This window comes from Aquitalea aquatica, assembly GCF_013911085.1.
In the GTDB taxonomy this organism is placed as follows: Bacteria; Pseudomonadota; Gammaproteobacteria; order Burkholderiales; family Chromobacteriaceae; genus Aquitalea; species Aquitalea aquatica.
Genome location: NZ_JACERN010000001.1, coordinates 48863 through 67258 on the forward strand (window position 1 = coordinate 48863; position 18396 = coordinate 67258).

Below are 18396 nucleotides of genomic sequence, written 5' to 3' on the forward strand. Positions count from 1 at the left end.
CTCAACCGTTTTCGTTTCAAGGAAGACTGCATGACGACTCCACGTGTCACCATCGGGATGCCGATTTACCGTGAAGCCCGCTACCTGGACATGACCATCCAGTCGCTGCTGGCACAAACATTCGGCGATTTTGAACTGATCATCTCCGACAATTGCTCGGATGATGGTACTTACGAAATCGCCGAGCGCTATGCCAGCATGGATAGCCGTATCCAGTTGCTGCGTACCGAGCAGACCATTGCCGCCCCGCAGAATTTCTACCGCATTTTTGAACGGGCGCGTGGCGAATACATGATGTTTGCTGCCGGCCATGACCTGTATCACGCCAGTTTCATCGAGCGCTGTGCACAGCAGCTGGATGACAATCCCAACGTGGTGCTGGCTACCGCCGCCACGGCCTGGTTCAACGAGAGTGGCGTAGGTTCGGTGATTGGCGGTGCTTACGATACCCGTGGCGTCGACAAGCTTTCCCGCATGACCGTGGTGGTATGGGGCCTGACCTTTGCCTACCAGCTGTATGGCCTGAACCGGATGTCGGCCTTCCGCCAGGTGCAGTATCGCGATGTGCAAATGCCCATCATGGGGATCGATCACGTCATGCTGTTTGAAATGGCCAGCCTGGGTGAGTTTGCCCACAATCCGGAAGTGCTGTTTTTCCTGCGCCAGGCACACGACTTTGGTGATCCGGAAGCCTACAAGCGCAAGCTGATGCTGGACGGCGTGGATGGATTCCAGAGTTTCGAAAACCAGATCAATGCCTACGTGGATGTCATCCGGCGCAACCTGCCGCAGGGGATTGATCGCGACATGTTCATCAATAACGTGGTGAACTGCTGCCTGCTCAAATACCGCAATACCCTGCAATGTTATGGACTCGATTTCTCCCAGATCGGCGAACAGACCTCGCCAATCCTGGCGCAGTACCTGACAGTGCAAAAAGACATGGCCAATTTCGTGGATATCCTGCTCGGCGAGCGCTACGGCCACATCGCCTGAGGTCAACAGCTATGGCTGATGGAGAACAACAATGAAAGCAGTGATTCTGGCGGGTGGCCTGGGGACGAGAATATCCGAAGAAAGCCATTTGAAGCCCAAGCCGATGATCGATATCGGTGGCAAGCCGATCTTGTGGCACATCATGAAGATCTACTCTTCGCATGGCATCAATGACTTCATCATTTGCCTGGGCTACAAGGGCTATGTCATCAAGGAGTATTTCGCCAATTACTTCCTGCACATGTCAGACGTGACGATTGATTTCTCCAATAACCAGATGGAAGTGCACGAACGACATGCCGAGCCCTGGCGTGTCACCTTGCTGGATACCGGAGAAGACACCATGACTGGTGGACGGCTGAAGCGGGTGCGCAATTATCTGGCTGCGGGCGAAAGCTTCTGCTTCACCTACGGCGATGGGGTGGCCGATATCGATATTACCGCCGAGGTCGCTTTTCATCGCCAGCACGGCAAGCTGGCCACGGTGGCCGCCGTACAGCCTCCCGGACGCTATGGTGCTTTGCTGACGGATGGCGCCATGGTGACCGGATTCCGCGAAAAACCACCAGGTGATGGCGGCTGGATCAATGGTGGCTTCTTTGTCTTGCAGCCAGAGGCCATCGACTTTGTCGACAACGATGGAACCAGCTGGGAAGGCGAGCCCATGGCCGAACTGGCCCGCCATCAGCAATTGATGGCATTTGAGCATAATGGCTTCTGGCAGCCGATGGACACCCTGCGTGAAAAGTCGCAGCTGGATGATTTGTGGCGCTCGGGTCGAGCCCCGTGGAAAGTCTGGCAATGAATCCGCAGTTCTGGCACGGCCGCAAGGTCTTGCTGACCGGGCACACCGGTTTCAAGGGCAGTTGGCTTAGCCTGATGCTGGCTGGTTTTGGCACCCGGCTGGCCGGCTATGCCCTGCCGGCAGAGCCGGTTTCCCTGTTTCGTCAGGCTGGGCTGGACGTTTTGTTCGAGCTGCATGCCGAGCAGGATGTGCGCGATCCCGCCATGCTGGCGCAGGTGATGCAGCAATTCAGCCCCGAGTTGGTGATTCATCTGGCGGCCCAGCCGCTGGTACGGCGCAGCTACGCCCAGCCGCTGGAAACCTGGTCAAGCAATGTGATGGGAACCGCCCATTTGCTGGAGGCAGCGCGCCATTGTCCTTCGGTGCAAGCTGTGTTGGTGGTGACCTCGGACAAATGCTATCAAAACCAGCACTGGCAATGGGGCTATCGCGAGTCGGATCCGCTAGGTGGCCATGACCCCTACAGTGCCAGCAAGGCCGCTACCGAACTGGTGGTGCAGAGCTATCGGCAAAGTTATTTCGAGACGACAGGCCCCTTGCTGGCCACTGCCCGTGCGGGCAATGTCATCGGCGGTGGCGACTGGAGCGAGGACCGCCTGATCCCTGATATCGTGCGCGGCATGCAGCACTCCACTCCGGCGCGCATTCGCTTTCCTGGTGCCACCCGGCCCTGGCAGCATGTTCTTTCCTGCCTGGATGGTTACCTTACCCTGTCCGAGCGCTTGCTGGCTGGAGAAAGAAATCTGGCCCAGCCATTCAACTTTGGCCCTGCTGCTGCCGATAACCTAACAGTGCTGCATGTTTTGCAGGCCTTGCAGGCCAGTTGGCCGGCACTGCGCTGGGAGCTGGGCGACGAATCGCCCTTGCATGAAGCCGCGCTGCTGGCACTGGATGCCACGCGGGCCAATCTGCAATTGGCTTGGCGGCCGGCCTTGAGCCTGGAGCAGGGTTTGCAGTGGACTGCCGACTGGTACCGCCAGGCCGTTGCAGCACCTGATCTGGCACGCGTTCTCACCGAACAGCAGATCGCAGATTATCTCGTCCTGTCAGCCCGCAGCTGAGCGCTGACCGGGTAGCAAGGAATACCGTGAGCAGCAAATTTGAAATCCAGGCCCTGCCGCTGGCGGGCGCTTACCGGCTAAGTCGCCAGCCAGTCGCTGATAATCGGGGTTTGTTTGAACGCTTGTATTGTGCCGATGAGCTGCAAGCATTGATTGGCAGGCCGCTTGCCCAGATCAACCGCTCGCTCAGCACCCGTGCCGGCACTCTGCGTGGCATGCATTTTCAGTATCAGCCCCGGGCTGAGGTCAAGCTGGTGTCCTGCCTGCGCGGTGCCATTTTCGATGTGATCGTCGATATCCGTGCCGGTTCGCCAACTTATCTGCAATGGCATGGCGAGATTCTGAGTGAACAGAACCATGCCTGCATGCTTGTGCCGCAGGGGTTCGCCCATGGTTTCCAGACCCTGGTTGATGATGCAGAAACCTTGTATTTCGTGGACGAATTTTTTGATCCGCAACATTATGCCGGCCTGAACCCGCTCGATCCGGCCCTGGCGATTGACTGGCCATTGCCTGTCAGCGAAATGTCGGAACGTGACCGCACTTACCCGCTGCTGCCAGACTTTCAGGCGGTGTGCTTATGAGCAAGGCCGTGCGGCGCATCGCGATTAGCGGTGCCAGTGGTTTTATTGGCCAGCACGTACTGGCCGCCTTGCAGCATGGCGATGACGAGATTGTTGCGTTGTGCCGTGATCCTGCCCGGCTGCAGCAGTGGCAGCCACGGGTGGAAGTACTGCAGCTGGATCACGCCAATCCCCCCGCCGATGCCTATGAGCAGATGGGCCGACCGGATGTCTTGCTGCACCTGGCATGGCAGGGTTTGCCCAATTATCAGTCCTTGCACCATTTCGAGCAGGAGCTGCCACGGCAATATGCTTTTTTAAGCCAGCTGATCGCACAGGGGCTGCCGGCGCTGGTGGTGGCCGGCACTTGCTTCGAGTACGGCTTGCAGTCAGGCGCGCTGTCCGTGGCGCAGTGGCCGCAACCAGCGACGCCCTATGCGCTGGCCAAACATGTCCTGCATCAGCAGCTGTGTTTTCTGGCGCAGCAAACCGGGGTAGCCCTGAGCTGGGCGCGCTTGTTCTACATGCATGGTAGTGGCCAGCCGCCGCAGACCTTGTGGTCACAGCTGGAGGCCGCGGTGGCAAGAGGCGAGACACGTTTCAATATGTCGGGTGGCGAGCAACTGCGGGACTATCTGCCGGTGGGCGAAGTTGCCCGGCAGCTGCTGATGCTGACCCGCACGCCAGGCCAGCCGGCGCTGTGTAATATCTGTTCCGGCCAGCCGGTATCGGTAAGGCGCCTGGTCGAAGGCTGGATTGCCGAGCAGGGCTGGAACATAGACTTGAACCTGGGTCATTACCCTTATCCGCAACATGAGCCAATGGCCTTCTGGGGTGTCCCGGCCAGGTTCGGGCCCGAGAATATATGAGGAGTGTGCCGTGAAAGCCGTGGTCAAACCCCGCATCCATCTGGATGACAGAACCCCACTGGAAACGGTGATCCCGTTATCCACCCCCTTTATTCTGAATGTCGATCCGGCCAGTGCCTGCAATTTCCAGTGCACCTTCTGCCCCACTGGAGACCGCAGCCTGATCAAGGACACTGGCCGCTTTCAGGGCCGGATGAAGCTGGAAGTGTTCCAGAAGATCATCGACGACCTGGCGGCCTTCCCCCAGCCCTTGAAAGTGCTGCGGCTGTACAAGGATGGCGAGCCCTTCCTCAACAAGAATCTGGCGCAGATGGTGGACTATGCGCGGCGCAGTGGCCGCGCCGCCTATATCGACACCACCACCAACGGTTCTTTGCTGGAGCCCGAACGTGTGTTGCCGGTCATCGAGGCTGGTCTGGACCGTATCAATATCTCCATTGACGGCATGAACCGCGAGCAATACCTGCGCTTTACCAAGTTTGATATCGATTTCGAACAGATGGTGGCCAATATCCGCCATTTGTATGAGAACCGCGGCGATTGCGAGGTGTTCATCAAGATTCCGTCGGAACTGATCACCACCGCGCAGCGCCAGCAGTTTCTGGATATTTTTGGCGAGATCGCCGACCGCATCTATATCGAGAACTTTGCCCCGTGCTGGCCGGAGTTCGATGTCGAGGCCCGTACCGGCATCCAGATCAGCCGCGGTATTTACGACCAGGATGTGAGTGAAACCAATACCTGCCCCTACATTTTTTATTCCATGTCGGTGAATGCCGATGGTCAGGTCAGCTCCTGCTTCCTGGATTGGGGGCGCAAGCTGCTGATTGGTGATGTGCGCGAGCAAGCGCTGGTGGATATCTGGAATTCGCCCGCGATGAACGATTTGCGCATTCTGCATCTGGAAGGAAAGCGCAAGGAACATCCGGTGTGCGGCAAGTGTGGTCAGCTATCGCATTGCCTGCCGGATAATATCGATGCCCACGCGCCGATGCTGCTGGAGCGCATGCAGCGTTTTCTGGGGCGGAGCCAGTAATTGTCCCGTGCTGTTAGCGACATGCTGACCATCGTGCATCTTACTGCCCATCTTGGGGGCGGGGTTGGCAAGGCCATGTGCAGTCTGGTCGCCGGGAGCGGGCAGGGGGTCAAGCACCACTTTCTTTGCCTGGAACGCCCGGAAAAACAAGTGTGGATTGAGCAGTTGCGCGCGCTGGGGGCGCTGGTGTCGGTTTGTCCGGACCGGGAGCAACTGGTGCACATTCTGCAGCAGGCGGACGTGGTACAGCTGGAGTGGTGGAATCATCCGGCTACGCTGCACTGCCTCGCTGGCCTGGATGCCATCCCGATGCGGCTGGTGAGTTGGTGTCATGTGTCTGGCTTGTTCAACCCGGTCTTGCCGCTGGGTTTGCTGGAGGTGTGCGATCAGGTGGTGCTGACATCAGCCTGTTCGCTGCAGGCAGAGGGGGTTGCCAAGTTGCAGGCCGAGCGCCCACATCGGTTTAGAGTGATCTCGAGCGGTAGCGGGCTGGCCAATCAGGCCGTACCGCAGCGCTCGGCCAATCAGCCCTTGCGCGCCGGTTATCTGGGCAGCCTCAATTTTTCCAAACTGCATCCGCGCTATGTCGAGTATTTCCATCTGGTGGCCGACCAAACGCTGGCCATCCGCATGGCGGGCGATGTCTTGAATCAGACGCTGTTGCAAGCGCAGGCCGCCAGCATTGGCCGGCCGGGTTTGTTGCAGTTCGAAGGGTTTACCAGCCGCCCCGGTGAATTCCTGTCCCAAATCAACGTGCTGCCCTATTTGTTGAATCCCACGCATTACGGCACAGCAGAAAATGCCTTGCTGGAAGCCATGGCCATGGGGGTGCTGCCCATCGTGTTGGCCAATGCGGCAGAGCAGGCGATTGTGCAGCACGGCCAGACCGGCTTTGTCATCGAGAGCGCCCAGGACATGGCCGACGTACTGCACTTGCTGCAGCAGAATCCGGAACGGCGGCTCGAAATGGGTCTGGCTGCAGCCCGGCAGGTGCGCGCACAGTTCACCGATCAGGCCATGGCACAAGCCTTTGCTGCGTGTTATCAGGACCTGCTGTCGCAAGACAAAAGCACACATGCATTTTCCCAGGCTATCGGCAGCCAGCCCGCACAGTGGTTTCTCAGTTGCCAGCCGCAGCCTCAGCAATTTCTACAGCAGCAATGGGGTCAGCTGCTAAGTGGAGATGGACGCTATGCCGTGCTGGAGCAAACCAAGGGAAGTGTTTTTCATTTTCATGACTGTTTTCCCGATAATGAGCAGTTGAGCTGCTGGAGTAAGGCATTGGCATGTATCAGCGCGAATTGAGTGGCGTGGATGACCTGGTTCATGCGCAGGAGCTACTGCGCGAGATCTGCCGCGGCGTCGTGCCTGCCGCCCCGCGCAAGGTGGACAAGCCGCTATGGCTTTATGGCGCAGGTAATCTGGGGCGGATGGCCTATGCCTATCTGCAGTGGCTGGGCATCCCGGTGGCCGGTGTTGTCGACCGCCAGGCCGAACACTGGCGCGGGCAGGATGATTGGCAGGGAATCGCCCTATATACACCTGATGAGCTAAGCGATACCGATCAGCAGCAAGGGCTGCTGGCCGTAACCATTTCCACATTGTCCTTCAGCGTGTTGCAACAGCAATTATTGGCAGCCGGCTGGAACGATGTAGTGCCGTTTTATGATGTGGCCGAGGCCTATCGCGACCGGCATCCGCTAAGCAATGGCTGGTTTGCCGACAGGCTGAGTCCGCAGGAAATACAGGGCATGCAGCAAGCGTTGGCACGATGGGACGATGCACACTCGCGTGCACATTATCTGCAGTTTCTTGCCTGGCGCTGTTTGCGCGAAGATTGGGTTGATGCCAGCTATCCCGTGCAGCCAGAACAGCGCTATTTCATTCCCGAGCTGCGTGCCTGCTGGCAGCCACGGGAATGTTGGCTGGATGTGGGGGCGCATCACGGTGAAGTCAGCCTGCGCATCCAATCGGAACGCCAGGGCGCGGACGACCGCTTTATCCTGATCGAGGCCGATCCGGCCAATGCACAAGTCATCCGGCAGCAATGCCCGTCGTTTGAGCTATTGCCCCTTTGCGTGGGCGACAGCAACCGTGCACAGCCCTTTCTGGGCGGTCAAGGCTATGCCTCGCAAGTGACGGCGTTGGCAAGCGAACAGCTGCAGCAAGTCACGCTCGACAGCCTCCACTTGCCAGCCAGCATCATCAAAATGCATCTGGAAGGACATGAGCTGGCGGCTTTGCGTGGTGCGCAGCAAACCTTGATACAGCAAAGACCCGTGCTCATGATTACTGCCTATCATAACCGTCAGGGCATGGCCGAGCTGCCAGCATGGCTCGCGGCACATCTGCCCGACTATCGTTTGCTGTTCCGTTTGCATGGCTGGTGCGGCACCGCTGCCCTGATTTATTGCATTCCTGCAGAGCGATATGCGGCAGCATGCTGCTGAATCGTCGTACTTTTTAGCGGAGGCCTACCGGATGGCCCGGAGCGGTGATATGGAAAAACTGATTTTCGATTTGGGTATGCATGATGGCAGTGATACCGAGTATTACCTGCGCAAAGGCTATCGCGTTGTGGCTATCGATGCGAACCCGGAGTTGTGCCGTCAGGGGCGAGTGAAGTTTGCCGAATACCTGGCAAATGAGCGCTTGGTTATCTTGAATCTGGCCATTTCTGATGTGCCGGGACCTCAGACTTTCTATATTCCACGTCATTTCGAGAATCTGGCCAGCTTGTATCTGGACTGGGCCAACCGCGAGACCGACTCTATTGATGAGGTTGAAGTCGATTCAGCCAGTTTGGCCGATATTACTGCGCGTTTCGGCCTGCCTTTTTATCTGAAAATTGATATCGAAGGGGCAGATTATCTCGCTTTAAAACAGCTAAGCCAATTAAGCAGCTTGCCACCCTATGTGAGTGTGGAAGATTGCCGTTTTGGTTTTGATTATCTGGAAATATTAGATCAGTTGGGTTATCGCGGATTCAAAATTCAGGATCAGTCAATGGTTCCGCAGTTGCAGGATGCCGACTTGGGGGGCTGTTTCCATGCCGGTAGCTCAGGGCCGCTGGGCGAGGATATCCCCGGCGCGTGGCTGAGCTATCCCGAAGTTCTGCAGCAATACTCGACCGAAGTGCGCCGTCGCGATGGTGAAAGAATTGCCAGCCGTGATCGCTGGTTTGATCTGCACGCCAGATTTTCTTAAAGGGTGATTTTTATCACGCCAGCCCCGCAAGGGCGTGTGGTATCGTGAACGCCCATCTGCCGGCATGTGCGGCAGTCAATACTATTAACCCGCAGGTGTTTGGGGATGCAAGGCATGATGACTCTTTTCTTGTTGGTGGAAAATAAAGATCAATGGCTGCAATGTGGCGAAGCCAGCGCACTTTTGCACTTTGATGCGATTGAGCCAGTCTTTATTGTCAATCAGGAATTAGAGGCCGAGATCCCCGTGTCCGGCAGTGCGCAGCCAGTGCGTTTTCTGCCATTCAGTAATGGGCTCCCCATGTTCAGTGCAACTGATCTGGCGGCAGCACAGGGCGAATGGATCGCGTTTGCCAGTGCCGGCAGCTATCTGCTGGATCTGCCGTGGAGTAGCGCACCGGATGCCGACTGGGTGGTCACCGACTGGTGGGCCGCTGCGCAGGACAAGCTTCCCCTTCGTCACGAACACAGTCAGAGCAAGGCCGACGACTACCGCCTGCATACGCTGCATGGCCTGTCTGACTGGCTGCAAGTGCTGGCGGGCTGCGCGGATCCGGCCTGGTTGTTAATGGACCAACCGGTCAGCTGGTTGCGCAAATCCTGGTTATTGCAGGATGCAGCGCCGCAGGCATGCATGGCTCCTGCCGAATGGCTACAGCAGCGTTTATTGAGCAGCCTGCAAAGTGGCGCTGCGGTGCGGCTGTTGTTTGAAGCAAAGGCTACTGCCTTGCTGCCGATTGCACATAGCCGCTCGGCACAAGCACAGCTGGAATGGGCGCAGCGTGAACTGGTGAGCTGGTTGCTGATCCTGCTGGGCCCCAACCCCGGGCAGCGCGAGGCGCGCGCCGCCATTTTCCCGCTGTTGCAACAACATCGTCCCTGGTTGCTGAGCCATCGCGCCAGCCCTGACTCGCCTTATGCAGTGCTGATGGACGTGTTCCGGGAGAATTGCCCGGATGCACCATGCCTGGCCTCCAGCTTGAAACAGGGGCAGGAGTGGGTGCTGGTCAGTGAGGCGCAGTTCGACAGCATTCAGGTGATCAGTCAGCAGCAGGCTGCTGTTTGGGAGGCGCGTGCTGCCACCTTGCGCCCAGCCGTCATGCGCAGCGAACTAGTGCGGGTAGACCAGATCTTGATCATGGAAGCTTTCGATGCCAGCTGGCTGGATGCCGAAGGCTGCATCTTCCAGTTGATGGCGCTGTATCGTCAGCCGGATGGCCGCTGGGTCTTGCCTGCGGTATTACAGAATTGGGCAGAGGCAAAGCTGGATGCCCTGGCGGCCATGCTGAACAGCATGCAGCAGCAAGCACAGCGCAATCAGGTGGTCTTGCTGGATGGCGGCTTTGCCCGTGAACTGGGTGATATCGGCAATGGTCGCTTCCTGCCGGGCATGGAAGGCTATGCCACCCTGGTTCAACACACGGCACGCTATCGTTTCGCGGCCGGGCAGGGCCAGCTGGGACGTGTGCTGGATTGCGCCTCGGGTGCCGGCTATGGCTGGCAATTGCTGCAGGACGCCGACTGCATGGACAGCTATACCGGTATCGACCTGAATCCCGATGCCATTGCCTTCTCGCGCCGTTTCATTCCCCAGCCGCCGGCCAGTTGCCAGTTTGAAGCCCGCTTGCTGGATACCCTGCCCAAGGCGGCTTACGACACGGTGATTTCCTTTGAAACCATCGAACATACCGACGACCCGGAAATCTTCTTGTGGGACTTGTCCGAGCGCATCGCACCAGGTGGCCGTCTGCTGTTGAGTCTGCCTACCGAGCGCTGGGCCGGGACCCACCTCAATCCCACGCACTGGACCAACTGGAATGAGCAGCGTGTACGCCGCCTGTGTGAGCGGGTATTTGATTCGGTACACGTAATCCGGCTGCGACTGTCGCTGATTACACCGGAAACCTTCCAGTCCGGGTTATTGCATGAAGGGCTGGCAGACGCGGGGGAGGATGAGGGTTTTGTCATTATCTTGCAGCAGCCGAAAGTGCGTCAGCATGGCGCACGCGTCGTGTTGCAGCGCCGTTTTGCCATGGGTGATGCCTTGCTTGCCAGCAGCTTGTTCCCGGCATTGCGCAGCAAATATCCAGACCACCAACTGGTGATGAAAACGCAGGTCGTGGAAGTATTCCAGGGCGTGCCCGAGCTGGATATCGTCGGCTGCATGTCCTTGAGCTTGCGACCGGAAGACATCCACATCAATCTGGACAATGCCTATGAAGAAGCGCGGGCATTGCACATCATTGAGGCTTATGCGGCCAAGGCCGGAGTGGTGGCAGCAGCTCCGCAGTTGCCACGGCTGTCGCAGGATTACCGCCTGCTGGCCGGTAAAGTGCTGGAGGCCGGCTGGCTGGGCAAGCGCACACCGGGCTATGTGCTTGCCATTCACATGGCATCGGCTTCGCCAGACCGGATCTGGCCTTTGCCGCATTGGCTCAAGCTGCTTGCCGCACTGCAGCAGCATGATATTGCCTTGGTCTTGCTTGGCGGCAGCAAGGATATGCGCATGCAGGCGCTGCCCAGAGCCCTGCAAAAGAGCGCCATTACCATGGTGGCGGAGGGAAGCATTGCCGAAACCGCCGCCGCGATTGCCGTGGCTGATGTGCTGATCGCGCCGGATTCCGGTCTGATCCATATCGCCAATGCCGTGGGTACGCCGGTGGTCGGCCTGTTCGGCATGGCCTTGCCAGAGACCCGCCTGTCTTTGCAGGGCAAATCAATTGGGCTTATCGCAGACATCGAATGCAAGGGTTGTCTGGCCGAGCTTGCTCCTGACGCCTTGCCGCTGTGTCGGCGTGGTCATGCTTATTGCATGGATGAGTTGCGGCCTGTCGTCGTGCAGCAGGCGGTGGAGCAACTGTTGAGTCAGATGCAGCCTTGCCAGTGGCAACCGCGACTATTGCAGGCTTTGCCGCTGCCGCATGGTGAAAAAATCTACCAGCAGGCACAAAAATCCACTGCGCCGCTACAGCCCACTGCCCAGGTGGTGAGCCAAGCGGCACCCGCTGCCTCGTCTGCCGTAGACGTGTCGGGGCTGTCTGGCTTGCCCTTGTTGCCGACGCGCCGTTTGCAGCCCAAACCGTTTGTTGCTGGGGCGGCATTCCCGCCACCGGAAAAGATCCGTCTCGGCGTGTTGTCTGGTGATGTACTGGATGGTGCCTGCATGCGCTTGCGCCTGTTTGATTCGTTCAGCCTGCTGTCCCCCTGGCTGGACACCGTGTATTTCCCTGGCAACGGCATGTATGATTGCGCCCACGAAGCGGTGGATATCGACGCGTTTACCCAGTGGGCTGATCTGTTCGTGATCCAGCGCGCCATTTGCAGCGAACGCAATAAGGATTTCGTCAACAAACTGTTTGCTACCGGCAAGCCCATCATTTTCGAGCTGGATGACTGGCTGCCAGCCTTGCCGGCTTCACATCCGCAGTTCAATGAGTTCTCACCCTGCAATTTGTGGCGTTTCTGGCAGCAGCATCTGCCCCAGTGCACGGCGGCAACCGTCAGCACCGAACCCTTGGCCCAGCAGCTCAAAGCACTGATTCCGGATGTCCGGGTCGTGCCAAACACGCTGTCCCGCGCGTATTACCGCAGCTTCTCGCCCCGTAGCAGAAAGCCGGCTGAGCCGATCACCATTGGCTTTGCCGGTACCTCGACGCATGTCGGCGACGTGAAGATGATCAACCAGGCATTGCTGAGCATTCAGCAGCGTTTTGGCCCGGACCAGATCCGTTTTGTGTTCTGGGGCTGCGTGCCGCTTGGTTTTGAAAATGCCTCGAATGTGACGGTGGTGAACAAGTCGGTTCCCTACCCGGACTACCTGCAGCAACTGCAGCGACTTGGGCTGGATATCGCGCTGGCGCCGTTGGAAGACAATGTATTCAACCATGGCAAGTCTGATCTGAAATGGCTGGAGTACACCGCAGTGGGTGCTGCGGCCGTGCTCAGTGATGTTGCGGCCTACCAGGAAGCCAAGCAGCTGGGTTTGGCCGAAGTGGTGGCCAATGATGCGCGCAGCTGGGAAGACGCCATTGCCAGGCTGATCGAAGACCAGGCCTATCGCGCCCAGCTGCAAGCACGCTCCTACGACTATCTGCAGCAGTACGCCACCATGGAAGACCAGCTTGGTCACTGGGTGCGTTTGCTGCAGGATGTCCTGCCGCCTAGCCTGCGCCAGGTACTGGATAGTTATGCGGCAGAACATCATGGCCCCATCCTCCGCCAGCCTGTTTCATTGATGCATGCGGATGATTACCGAGCCTGGAATAAATGGGAAAAGAGCCACCAGATACGGGAAATTGATGCTGAAATGATGGCTGGGCGCATGGTCATGCAATGGCGGCAACAGCCTGAATTCTTGCTGATCATGATTGTTCCCTCGGCCGCGCGTGAGCGTCTGGCCACGACCATCGACAGCCTGCAGCAGCAAATGTATCAGCGCTGGAAACTGATCGTACTGGCTGACTGGGAACATCCGGATCCGATCTTCACCGGCAATGACACGCTGGGCTGGCTGCGGCTGGATACGCTGGAGGATCCGCAACTGCTGAGCGCTGCGCTTAACGGTTTGCTGGGTGAGGTGCGCAGCGACTGGGTGATGTTGTTGCCGGCAGGAGCCGCCTTGGCTCCGCAGCTGCTGCTGCGGATGGGGGATGCCATCCAGGCACAAGCCCAGGCGCTGGCCATTTATACCGACCATGACAGCTACACTCAGCCAGGGTGCTATGTACAACCCAGCCTGAAGCCTGATTTTTCGCTCGACTACCTGCGTGCCTATGATTACGTGGATAGTGCGGTTGCCTTGTCTTATCAGGGCTTGGCCAGCCTGGGTGGTTTTGAAGCCTACCCCGGCGCCGAGGTCTGGAATCACTTGCTGCGGCTGGCGGAAAACTACGGGCTTGGCGTCGTCCATCATCTGGATGAGGTGCTGTTCCACCTGCCGGCCCAGCCGGCCGGCGTGCGGCACGAACGTGAAGCCGCGCGTCAGGTGGCGCTGGAGAATCATCTGCAAAGACTAGGGATTGCGGCAACGGTAAGCAGTGGTTATGTGGACAATACCCTGCATGTGGATTACCAGTTGAGCGGTACGCCGCTGGTGTCCATCATCATCCCCACCCGTGACAAGCTGGAGTATCTGCAGCCCTGCGTGGAGAGTCTGTTTGCCAATACCACCTATCCACATTTCGAGTTGCTGATTGTCGACAATCAGTCGGTTGACCCGGATACGCTCGATTTCTATACCAGCCTGCAGCAAGACTATCCGGGGCGGGTGCGCATTATCGAATATCCGCAGGCCTTCAATTTCTCGGCACAGTGCAATAGCGGCGTCGCTGCGGCACAGGGCGAATATGTCCTGTTATTGAACAACGATACCGAAATCATCCAGCCGGAGTGGCTGGAGCGGATGCTGGGCATTGCCCAGCGCCCGGAAGTCGGTGCCGTGGGCCCACGGCTGGTCTATCCGGAAATCGGCCGCATCCAGCATGCCGGCATTGTGCTCGGCCTGCCTGCCGGCATGTTGTCGGTGGCAGATCATGTGCACGAAAAGGCCGCCCTGGATGAGCCGGGCTATATGAACCGCTTGTTGACCGAGCAAAATTACTCGGCAGTCACTGCGGCGTGCTTGCTGGTGGCCAAGGATAAATACCTGGCGGTGAATGGTTTTGATGCAGCTGATCTGACCGTGCTGTTCAACGATGTCGACTTCTGCCTCAAATTGCAGCAGCAGGGGCTGCTTAATGTTTTCACGCCCTATATCACGCTGGTGCATCATCATGCCAAGAGTATCGGCAAACAAACCTACGACCCGACAATCGCCCTGCGTGCGGCTGCGCGGGAACAGCAGGAGCTGGGCGTCATGCTCAAGCGCTGGTTACCCCAGCTGGCGCATGACCCGGCCTATAACCGCCACCTGAGCCTGCGCTCCAAGAGCATGCTCATCGAAAGCACTTGTGCGGTTAGCTGGTTGCCACGCGAACCAGGGCAGACCAAGGTATTGGGCTTGCCCATTGCCGGCGGCAGTGGCGAATACCGCGTCTCCTTGCCCTTCCATGCCCTGCAGCAGAGCGGACGTCTGGATACCGAACTCATTTCACCGGTCAAGGGCGGTGCCATGCCGGTGCTGTCCGTGGTGGAAATGGCCAGACTGAATCCGGAAATCCTGCTGGTGCACACCATCCTGTCCGATGGCATGCAGCATGCCTTGCAGCAGTACCGGGAATATTTGCCAGACATGCGTGTGGTATTCGGGCTGGATGATCTGGTGGGAGCACTGCCGGAGAAAAACATTCTGCACCGCCTGTGGCGCAAGACCATGCCGGACGCCCGTCCGCGCCTGCGCGCCATGCTCAAGCACTCGGATAGCCTGATCGTGTCAACCGAGCCGCTGGCGGATGCCTGCCGCAACATGATTGATGATATCCACATCATTCCCAACCGCCTGGCGCGGCATATGTGGGGCGAGCTGACACCGGGCCGCCGTCAGGGACGCAAGCCGCGGGTTGGTTGGGTGGGTGCTCAGCAGCATCAGGGTGATTTGGCGCTGATTCTTGAGGTCGTCAAACAGACCGCTCATGAAGTTGACTGGGTATTCATGGGTATGTGCCTGCCGGAAATGCGTCCCTACATTGCAGAAGAGCATGGCTGGGTACCCTTCCAGGACTACCCTGCCAAGGTGGCTGCACTGGATCTGGATCTGGCCATCGCGCCGCTGGAAGTGAATGTCTTCAATGAGTCGAAGAGCAATCTGCGCTTGCTGGAGTATGGCGCCATGCGCTGGCCGGTCATCTGCACGGATATTTATCCGTACCAGACAAATGACGCCCCGGTATGTCGTGTACCCAATACCACCAAGGCCTGGGTCGACGCCATTCGCGCCCGCATACATGATCTGGAGGCGGCGTATGCCGAGGGTGCCGCGCTGCGCGCCTGGGTAGATCGTCATTACTGGCTGGATGATCACCTGGATGACTGGCAACTGGCACTCATTGGTCAGATTTCCAAAAAATAATCACAGGGTAGCTAAAGTTTGCCAACGGGGGGTCGATAACTAGTCAAGGCCCACACTGTCGCCCCCCCGAATGCTCTAAGGAGAATCATCATGGCACTTACCGTCAACACCAATATTGCGTCGCTCACCGCACAGAACAACCTGAGCAACTCCAGCACTTCGCTCAACCTGTCCCTGCAACGCCTGTCCTCTGGCCTGCGTGTGAACAGCGCAAAAGATGATGCTGCCGGTCTGGCCATTTCGCAGACTCTGACTTCCGCCATTCGTGGTAACAACCAGGCCATCCGTAACGCCAACGACGGTATCTCCGTTGGTCAAACGGCTGAAGGCGCACTGGGCCAGGTTGCCAACAACCTGCAACGTATCCGTGAAATCGCCACCCAGTCGTCCAACGGCTCGGTTAGCGACACTAACCGTTCGCAGCTGCAAAAAGAAGTCGACCAGCTGACCCAGGAAATTTCGCGTATCGTGCAAACCACCCAGTTCAACGGCACGCAACTGCTGTCTGGTGGTAACACCCTGACTTTCCAGGTTGGTTCTTCCGGTTCCGCCGACAACACCGTATCGGTATCGGCATCTGACCTGACGACCCAGCTGTCGTCGTACGCTTCCTCCCTGACTGCTACCAACACCATCAACGTGTTGACCCAGACCGGCGCACAGGCTCAACTGTCGGCACTGGATGCGGATATCGGATCGGTATCGAACATTCGTTCCACCTTTGGTGCGGTACAAAACCGTTTTGATGCAGTGGTTTCCAACCTGCAAAACTACGTGACCAACCTGACCGCCGCCAACAGCCGTATCGTGGATGTGGACTTCGCATCGGAAACTGCCAACCTGACCAAGAACCAGATTCTGCAACAGGCCGGCACTTCCATCCTGAAGCAGGCCAACTCGCTGTCGCAATCGGCACTGACACTGCTGCAGTAAGCTACACTGAAGCCATAAGCTGAAGAATCGGCCTCGGTTGGCATGCTAACCGGGGCCGTCTGCACAGGAGTAGTTGCCATGCAAATATCATCGACAAATGGTCCCGTTCTGCCTTTGGCGACCACCCCGACTGCGCGTCAGCAGAATCAGCTGATCCAGGGCAATACCGCAGATGCCACCGCCAGCTCGGTTCAGCCCAATTCGGCTGCCGGCGTGACCGCGGTGGGGCAAAGCCAGGCGAAAAACGCCAGCAATGACGGAACTCAGCAGAAAAAATCAGATCCATTGGAACTGCAGAATTCGGTAAAGCAGCTGAATGATGTGGCCAAGCTGTACTCGAGTCAGCTAGAGTTCTCTGTCGACAAAGACACCAATATCCAGGTCGTCAAGGTTGTCGATCAGGAAACCCAGAAAGTGATCCGGCAGATTCCCTCGGAAGATGCCATCCGCATTGCCAAGGCAATCGGCGATTTCAAGGGTTTGCTGCTCAAGGATAAAGCCTGACGGCGGTAGCGTTCAGTATGTAAGGAGGTAGTGCCCTATGGCTTCCATCACGACCAGTGTCGGCTCGCTGGATGTACAGTCTATTGTCAGCCAGTTGATGACCATTGAGCAGCAGCCTCTGCAGACCAGTCAGCAGCGTTCCAGCAAATACAATACCCAACTGAGCTCGATCGGCCAGATCAGCTCCGCCCTGTCGGCCTTGCAGAGTGCCTCCAGCAAGATGTCGACCGGTTCATTCCTGCAGCAATTCAAGGCTAGTTCCACTGATACCAGCATTGCCAATGTCACCACCACTACCGGTGGGGTGGCTGGTAGTTATGCGCTCAACGTGACGCAGTTGGCCAAGTCGCGCCAGCTGGTGTTCGACCAATTCGGTGGCAATAATGTGACGGACCCCAAAGCGACCCTGAGTGGGGCACCAACCTCGCTCACGCTCACTGTCGCTGGCAAGAATACCGTGATCAACCTGACGCCCAGTGCGACAGATACCGTTAGCCTGCAGTCCATTTCTGACCGCATCAACCAGAGCGGCGTCGGGGTGAATGCCTCGGTGGTGCAAAACAACGGCCAGTACAAGCTGGTGCTGGCGTCCGCCGTCTCTGGCAGTGATAACGCCTTCTCCATTACCGCTGGTGGCACCGATTCCGGCTCGACTACCGGTTCTACTCTGGCGGGGCTGACGCAAAGTGCCACGGCTGGCACGGAGTCATCCGCCGCCAGCGATGCCCTGTTGACAGTCAATGGTGTCAGCGTCTCTTCTGGCAGCAACCACCTGACCAATGTCATTTCGGGTGTCAATGTCGACATTACCAAGCTGGGCCAGTCCACTGTCACCATGACCTCGGATAGCAGCGGCATTGCTTCTTCGCTGCAAGGTTTTGTTGATGCCTACAATCAGGTGAAAACTGCGGTAGACTCGGCACGTTCCGGCAGCCTGAAAGCGAATGCATCAATCCTGGCCATCCAGCAAAAGCTGACCGGCATCCTGAGTACACCGATTCCTGGTGTCGATGCCAATACCTCTTATGCCTATTTGTCCCAGGCCGGGATTGCCATTCAGAAGGACGGCACGCTCAAGCTGGACCAAACTGCCTTCAACAAGGCGCTGAGTGCCAACCCCAGCGCGGTGGCCAATCTGTTTGGTAACACCAGCAATACCGGCTTTGGTGACCGGCTGAGTGCGGCGGTCAATGACTTGCTTGGCCCGAAGGGCGTGATTGAAACCAGCAAAAGCTCCATCAACAGCCTGATTACCTCCGAAACCAGTTATCAGACCAGCATGAGCGCCAAGCTGAGTGCGCGGCAGGCTCAATATACCCAGCAATACACAGCGTTGAATGCCGTATTGTCGAAAATGCAGCAATCGACCAGCAACTTGTCCAGCCTGCTGGCTTAGGACAGAAATACACGGTAAAGA

Annotated in this window: 13 protein-coding genes; all 13 read left to right on the forward strand. The window is 57.9% G+C overall.

The window, feature by feature from the left end:
• The first annotated feature begins 30 nt into the window (after positions 1 to 30).
• The 13 genes from H2Z84_RS00230 to fliD all read left to right on the forward strand — a co-directional run bounded on the left by H2Z84_RS00230 (position 31) and on the right by fliD (position 18375).
• The gene (locus H2Z84_RS00230) at positions 31 to 996 is read left to right on the forward strand and encodes a glycosyltransferase family 2 protein (protein WP_181834186.1); all 966 of its coding nucleotides are present in this window, start codon (positions 31 to 33) and stop codon (positions 994 to 996) included.
• 31 nt (positions 997 to 1027) lie between these two features.
• Positions 1028 to 1801, forward strand: coding sequence for a glucose-1-phosphate cytidylyltransferase (gene rfbF / locus H2Z84_RS00235; protein ID WP_181834187.1), 774 nt, complete (start codon positions 1028 to 1030; stop codon positions 1799 to 1801).
• Positions 1798 to 2862: a CDP-glucose 4,6-dehydratase gene (gene rfbG, locus H2Z84_RS00240; RefSeq protein ID WP_181834188.1), complete on the forward strand. Its 1065-nt coding sequence runs from the start codon at positions 1798 to 1800 to the stop codon at positions 2860 to 2862. The genes rfbF and rfbG overlap by 4 nt, the downstream gene beginning before the upstream one ends.
• A gap of 26 nt (positions 2863 to 2888) precedes the next feature.
• The gene (locus tag H2Z84_RS00245; protein WP_181834189.1) at positions 2889 to 3446 is read left to right on the forward strand and encodes a dTDP-4-dehydrorhamnose 3,5-epimerase family protein; all 558 of its coding nucleotides are present in this window, start codon (positions 2889 to 2891) and stop codon (positions 3444 to 3446) included.
• Positions 3443 to 4294 carry an NAD-dependent epimerase/dehydratase family protein gene (locus H2Z84_RS00250; protein ID WP_181834190.1) on the forward strand — a complete coding sequence of 284 codons (852 nt, stop codon included), beginning with the start codon at positions 3443 to 3445 and terminating at the stop codon, positions 4292 to 4294. Before H2Z84_RS00245 ends, H2Z84_RS00250 begins: the two co-directional genes overlap by 4 nt.
• 10 nt (positions 4295 to 4304) lie before the next feature.
• Positions 4305 to 5330 carry a radical SAM/SPASM domain-containing protein gene (locus tag H2Z84_RS00255; RefSeq protein ID WP_181834191.1) on the forward strand — a complete coding sequence of 342 codons (1026 nt, stop codon included), beginning with the start codon at positions 4305 to 4307 and terminating at the stop codon, positions 5328 to 5330.
• Positions 5331 to 6635 (forward strand): glycosyltransferase family 4 protein, encoded by a 1305-nt coding sequence (locus H2Z84_RS00260; protein WP_181834192.1) that lies wholly within the window; start codon positions 5331 to 5333, stop codon positions 6633 to 6635.
• Positions 6617 to 7780 (forward strand): FkbM family methyltransferase, encoded by a 1164-nt coding sequence (locus tag H2Z84_RS00265; RefSeq protein WP_181834193.1) that lies wholly within the window; start codon positions 6617 to 6619, stop codon positions 7778 to 7780. The genes H2Z84_RS00260 and H2Z84_RS00265 overlap by 19 nt, the downstream gene beginning before the upstream one ends.
• Before the next feature lie 49 nt (positions 7781 to 7829).
• Positions 7830 to 8537, forward strand: coding sequence for an FkbM family methyltransferase (locus H2Z84_RS00270; RefSeq protein WP_181834194.1), 708 nt, complete (start codon positions 7830 to 7832; stop codon positions 8535 to 8537).
• Between the two features lie 300 nt (positions 8538 to 8837).
• Complete coding sequence (locus H2Z84_RS00275) at positions 8838 to 15542, forward strand: glycosyltransferase (RefSeq protein WP_181834195.1); 6705 nt, start codon at positions 8838 to 8840, stop codon at positions 15540 to 15542.
• Positions 15543 to 15632: 90 nt separating this feature from the next.
• Entirely contained in the window at positions 15633 to 16475 is an 843-nt protein-coding gene (locus tag H2Z84_RS00280; RefSeq protein ID WP_181834196.1) for a flagellin N-terminal helical domain-containing protein, read from the forward strand.
• Between the two features lie 78 nt (positions 16476 to 16553).
• A complete protein-coding gene (locus H2Z84_RS00285; protein ID WP_181834197.1) occupies positions 16554 to 16979 on the forward strand; it encodes a flagellar protein FlaG in 426 nt (141 codons plus the stop codon).
• A 37-nt stretch (positions 16980 to 17016) separates the two neighbouring features.
• Positions 17017 to 18375 (forward strand): flagellar filament capping protein FliD, encoded by a 1359-nt coding sequence (fliD, locus tag H2Z84_RS00290; protein ID WP_181834198.1) that lies wholly within the window; start codon positions 17017 to 17019, stop codon positions 18373 to 18375.
• Positions 18376 to 18396 lie beyond the last annotated feature (21 nt).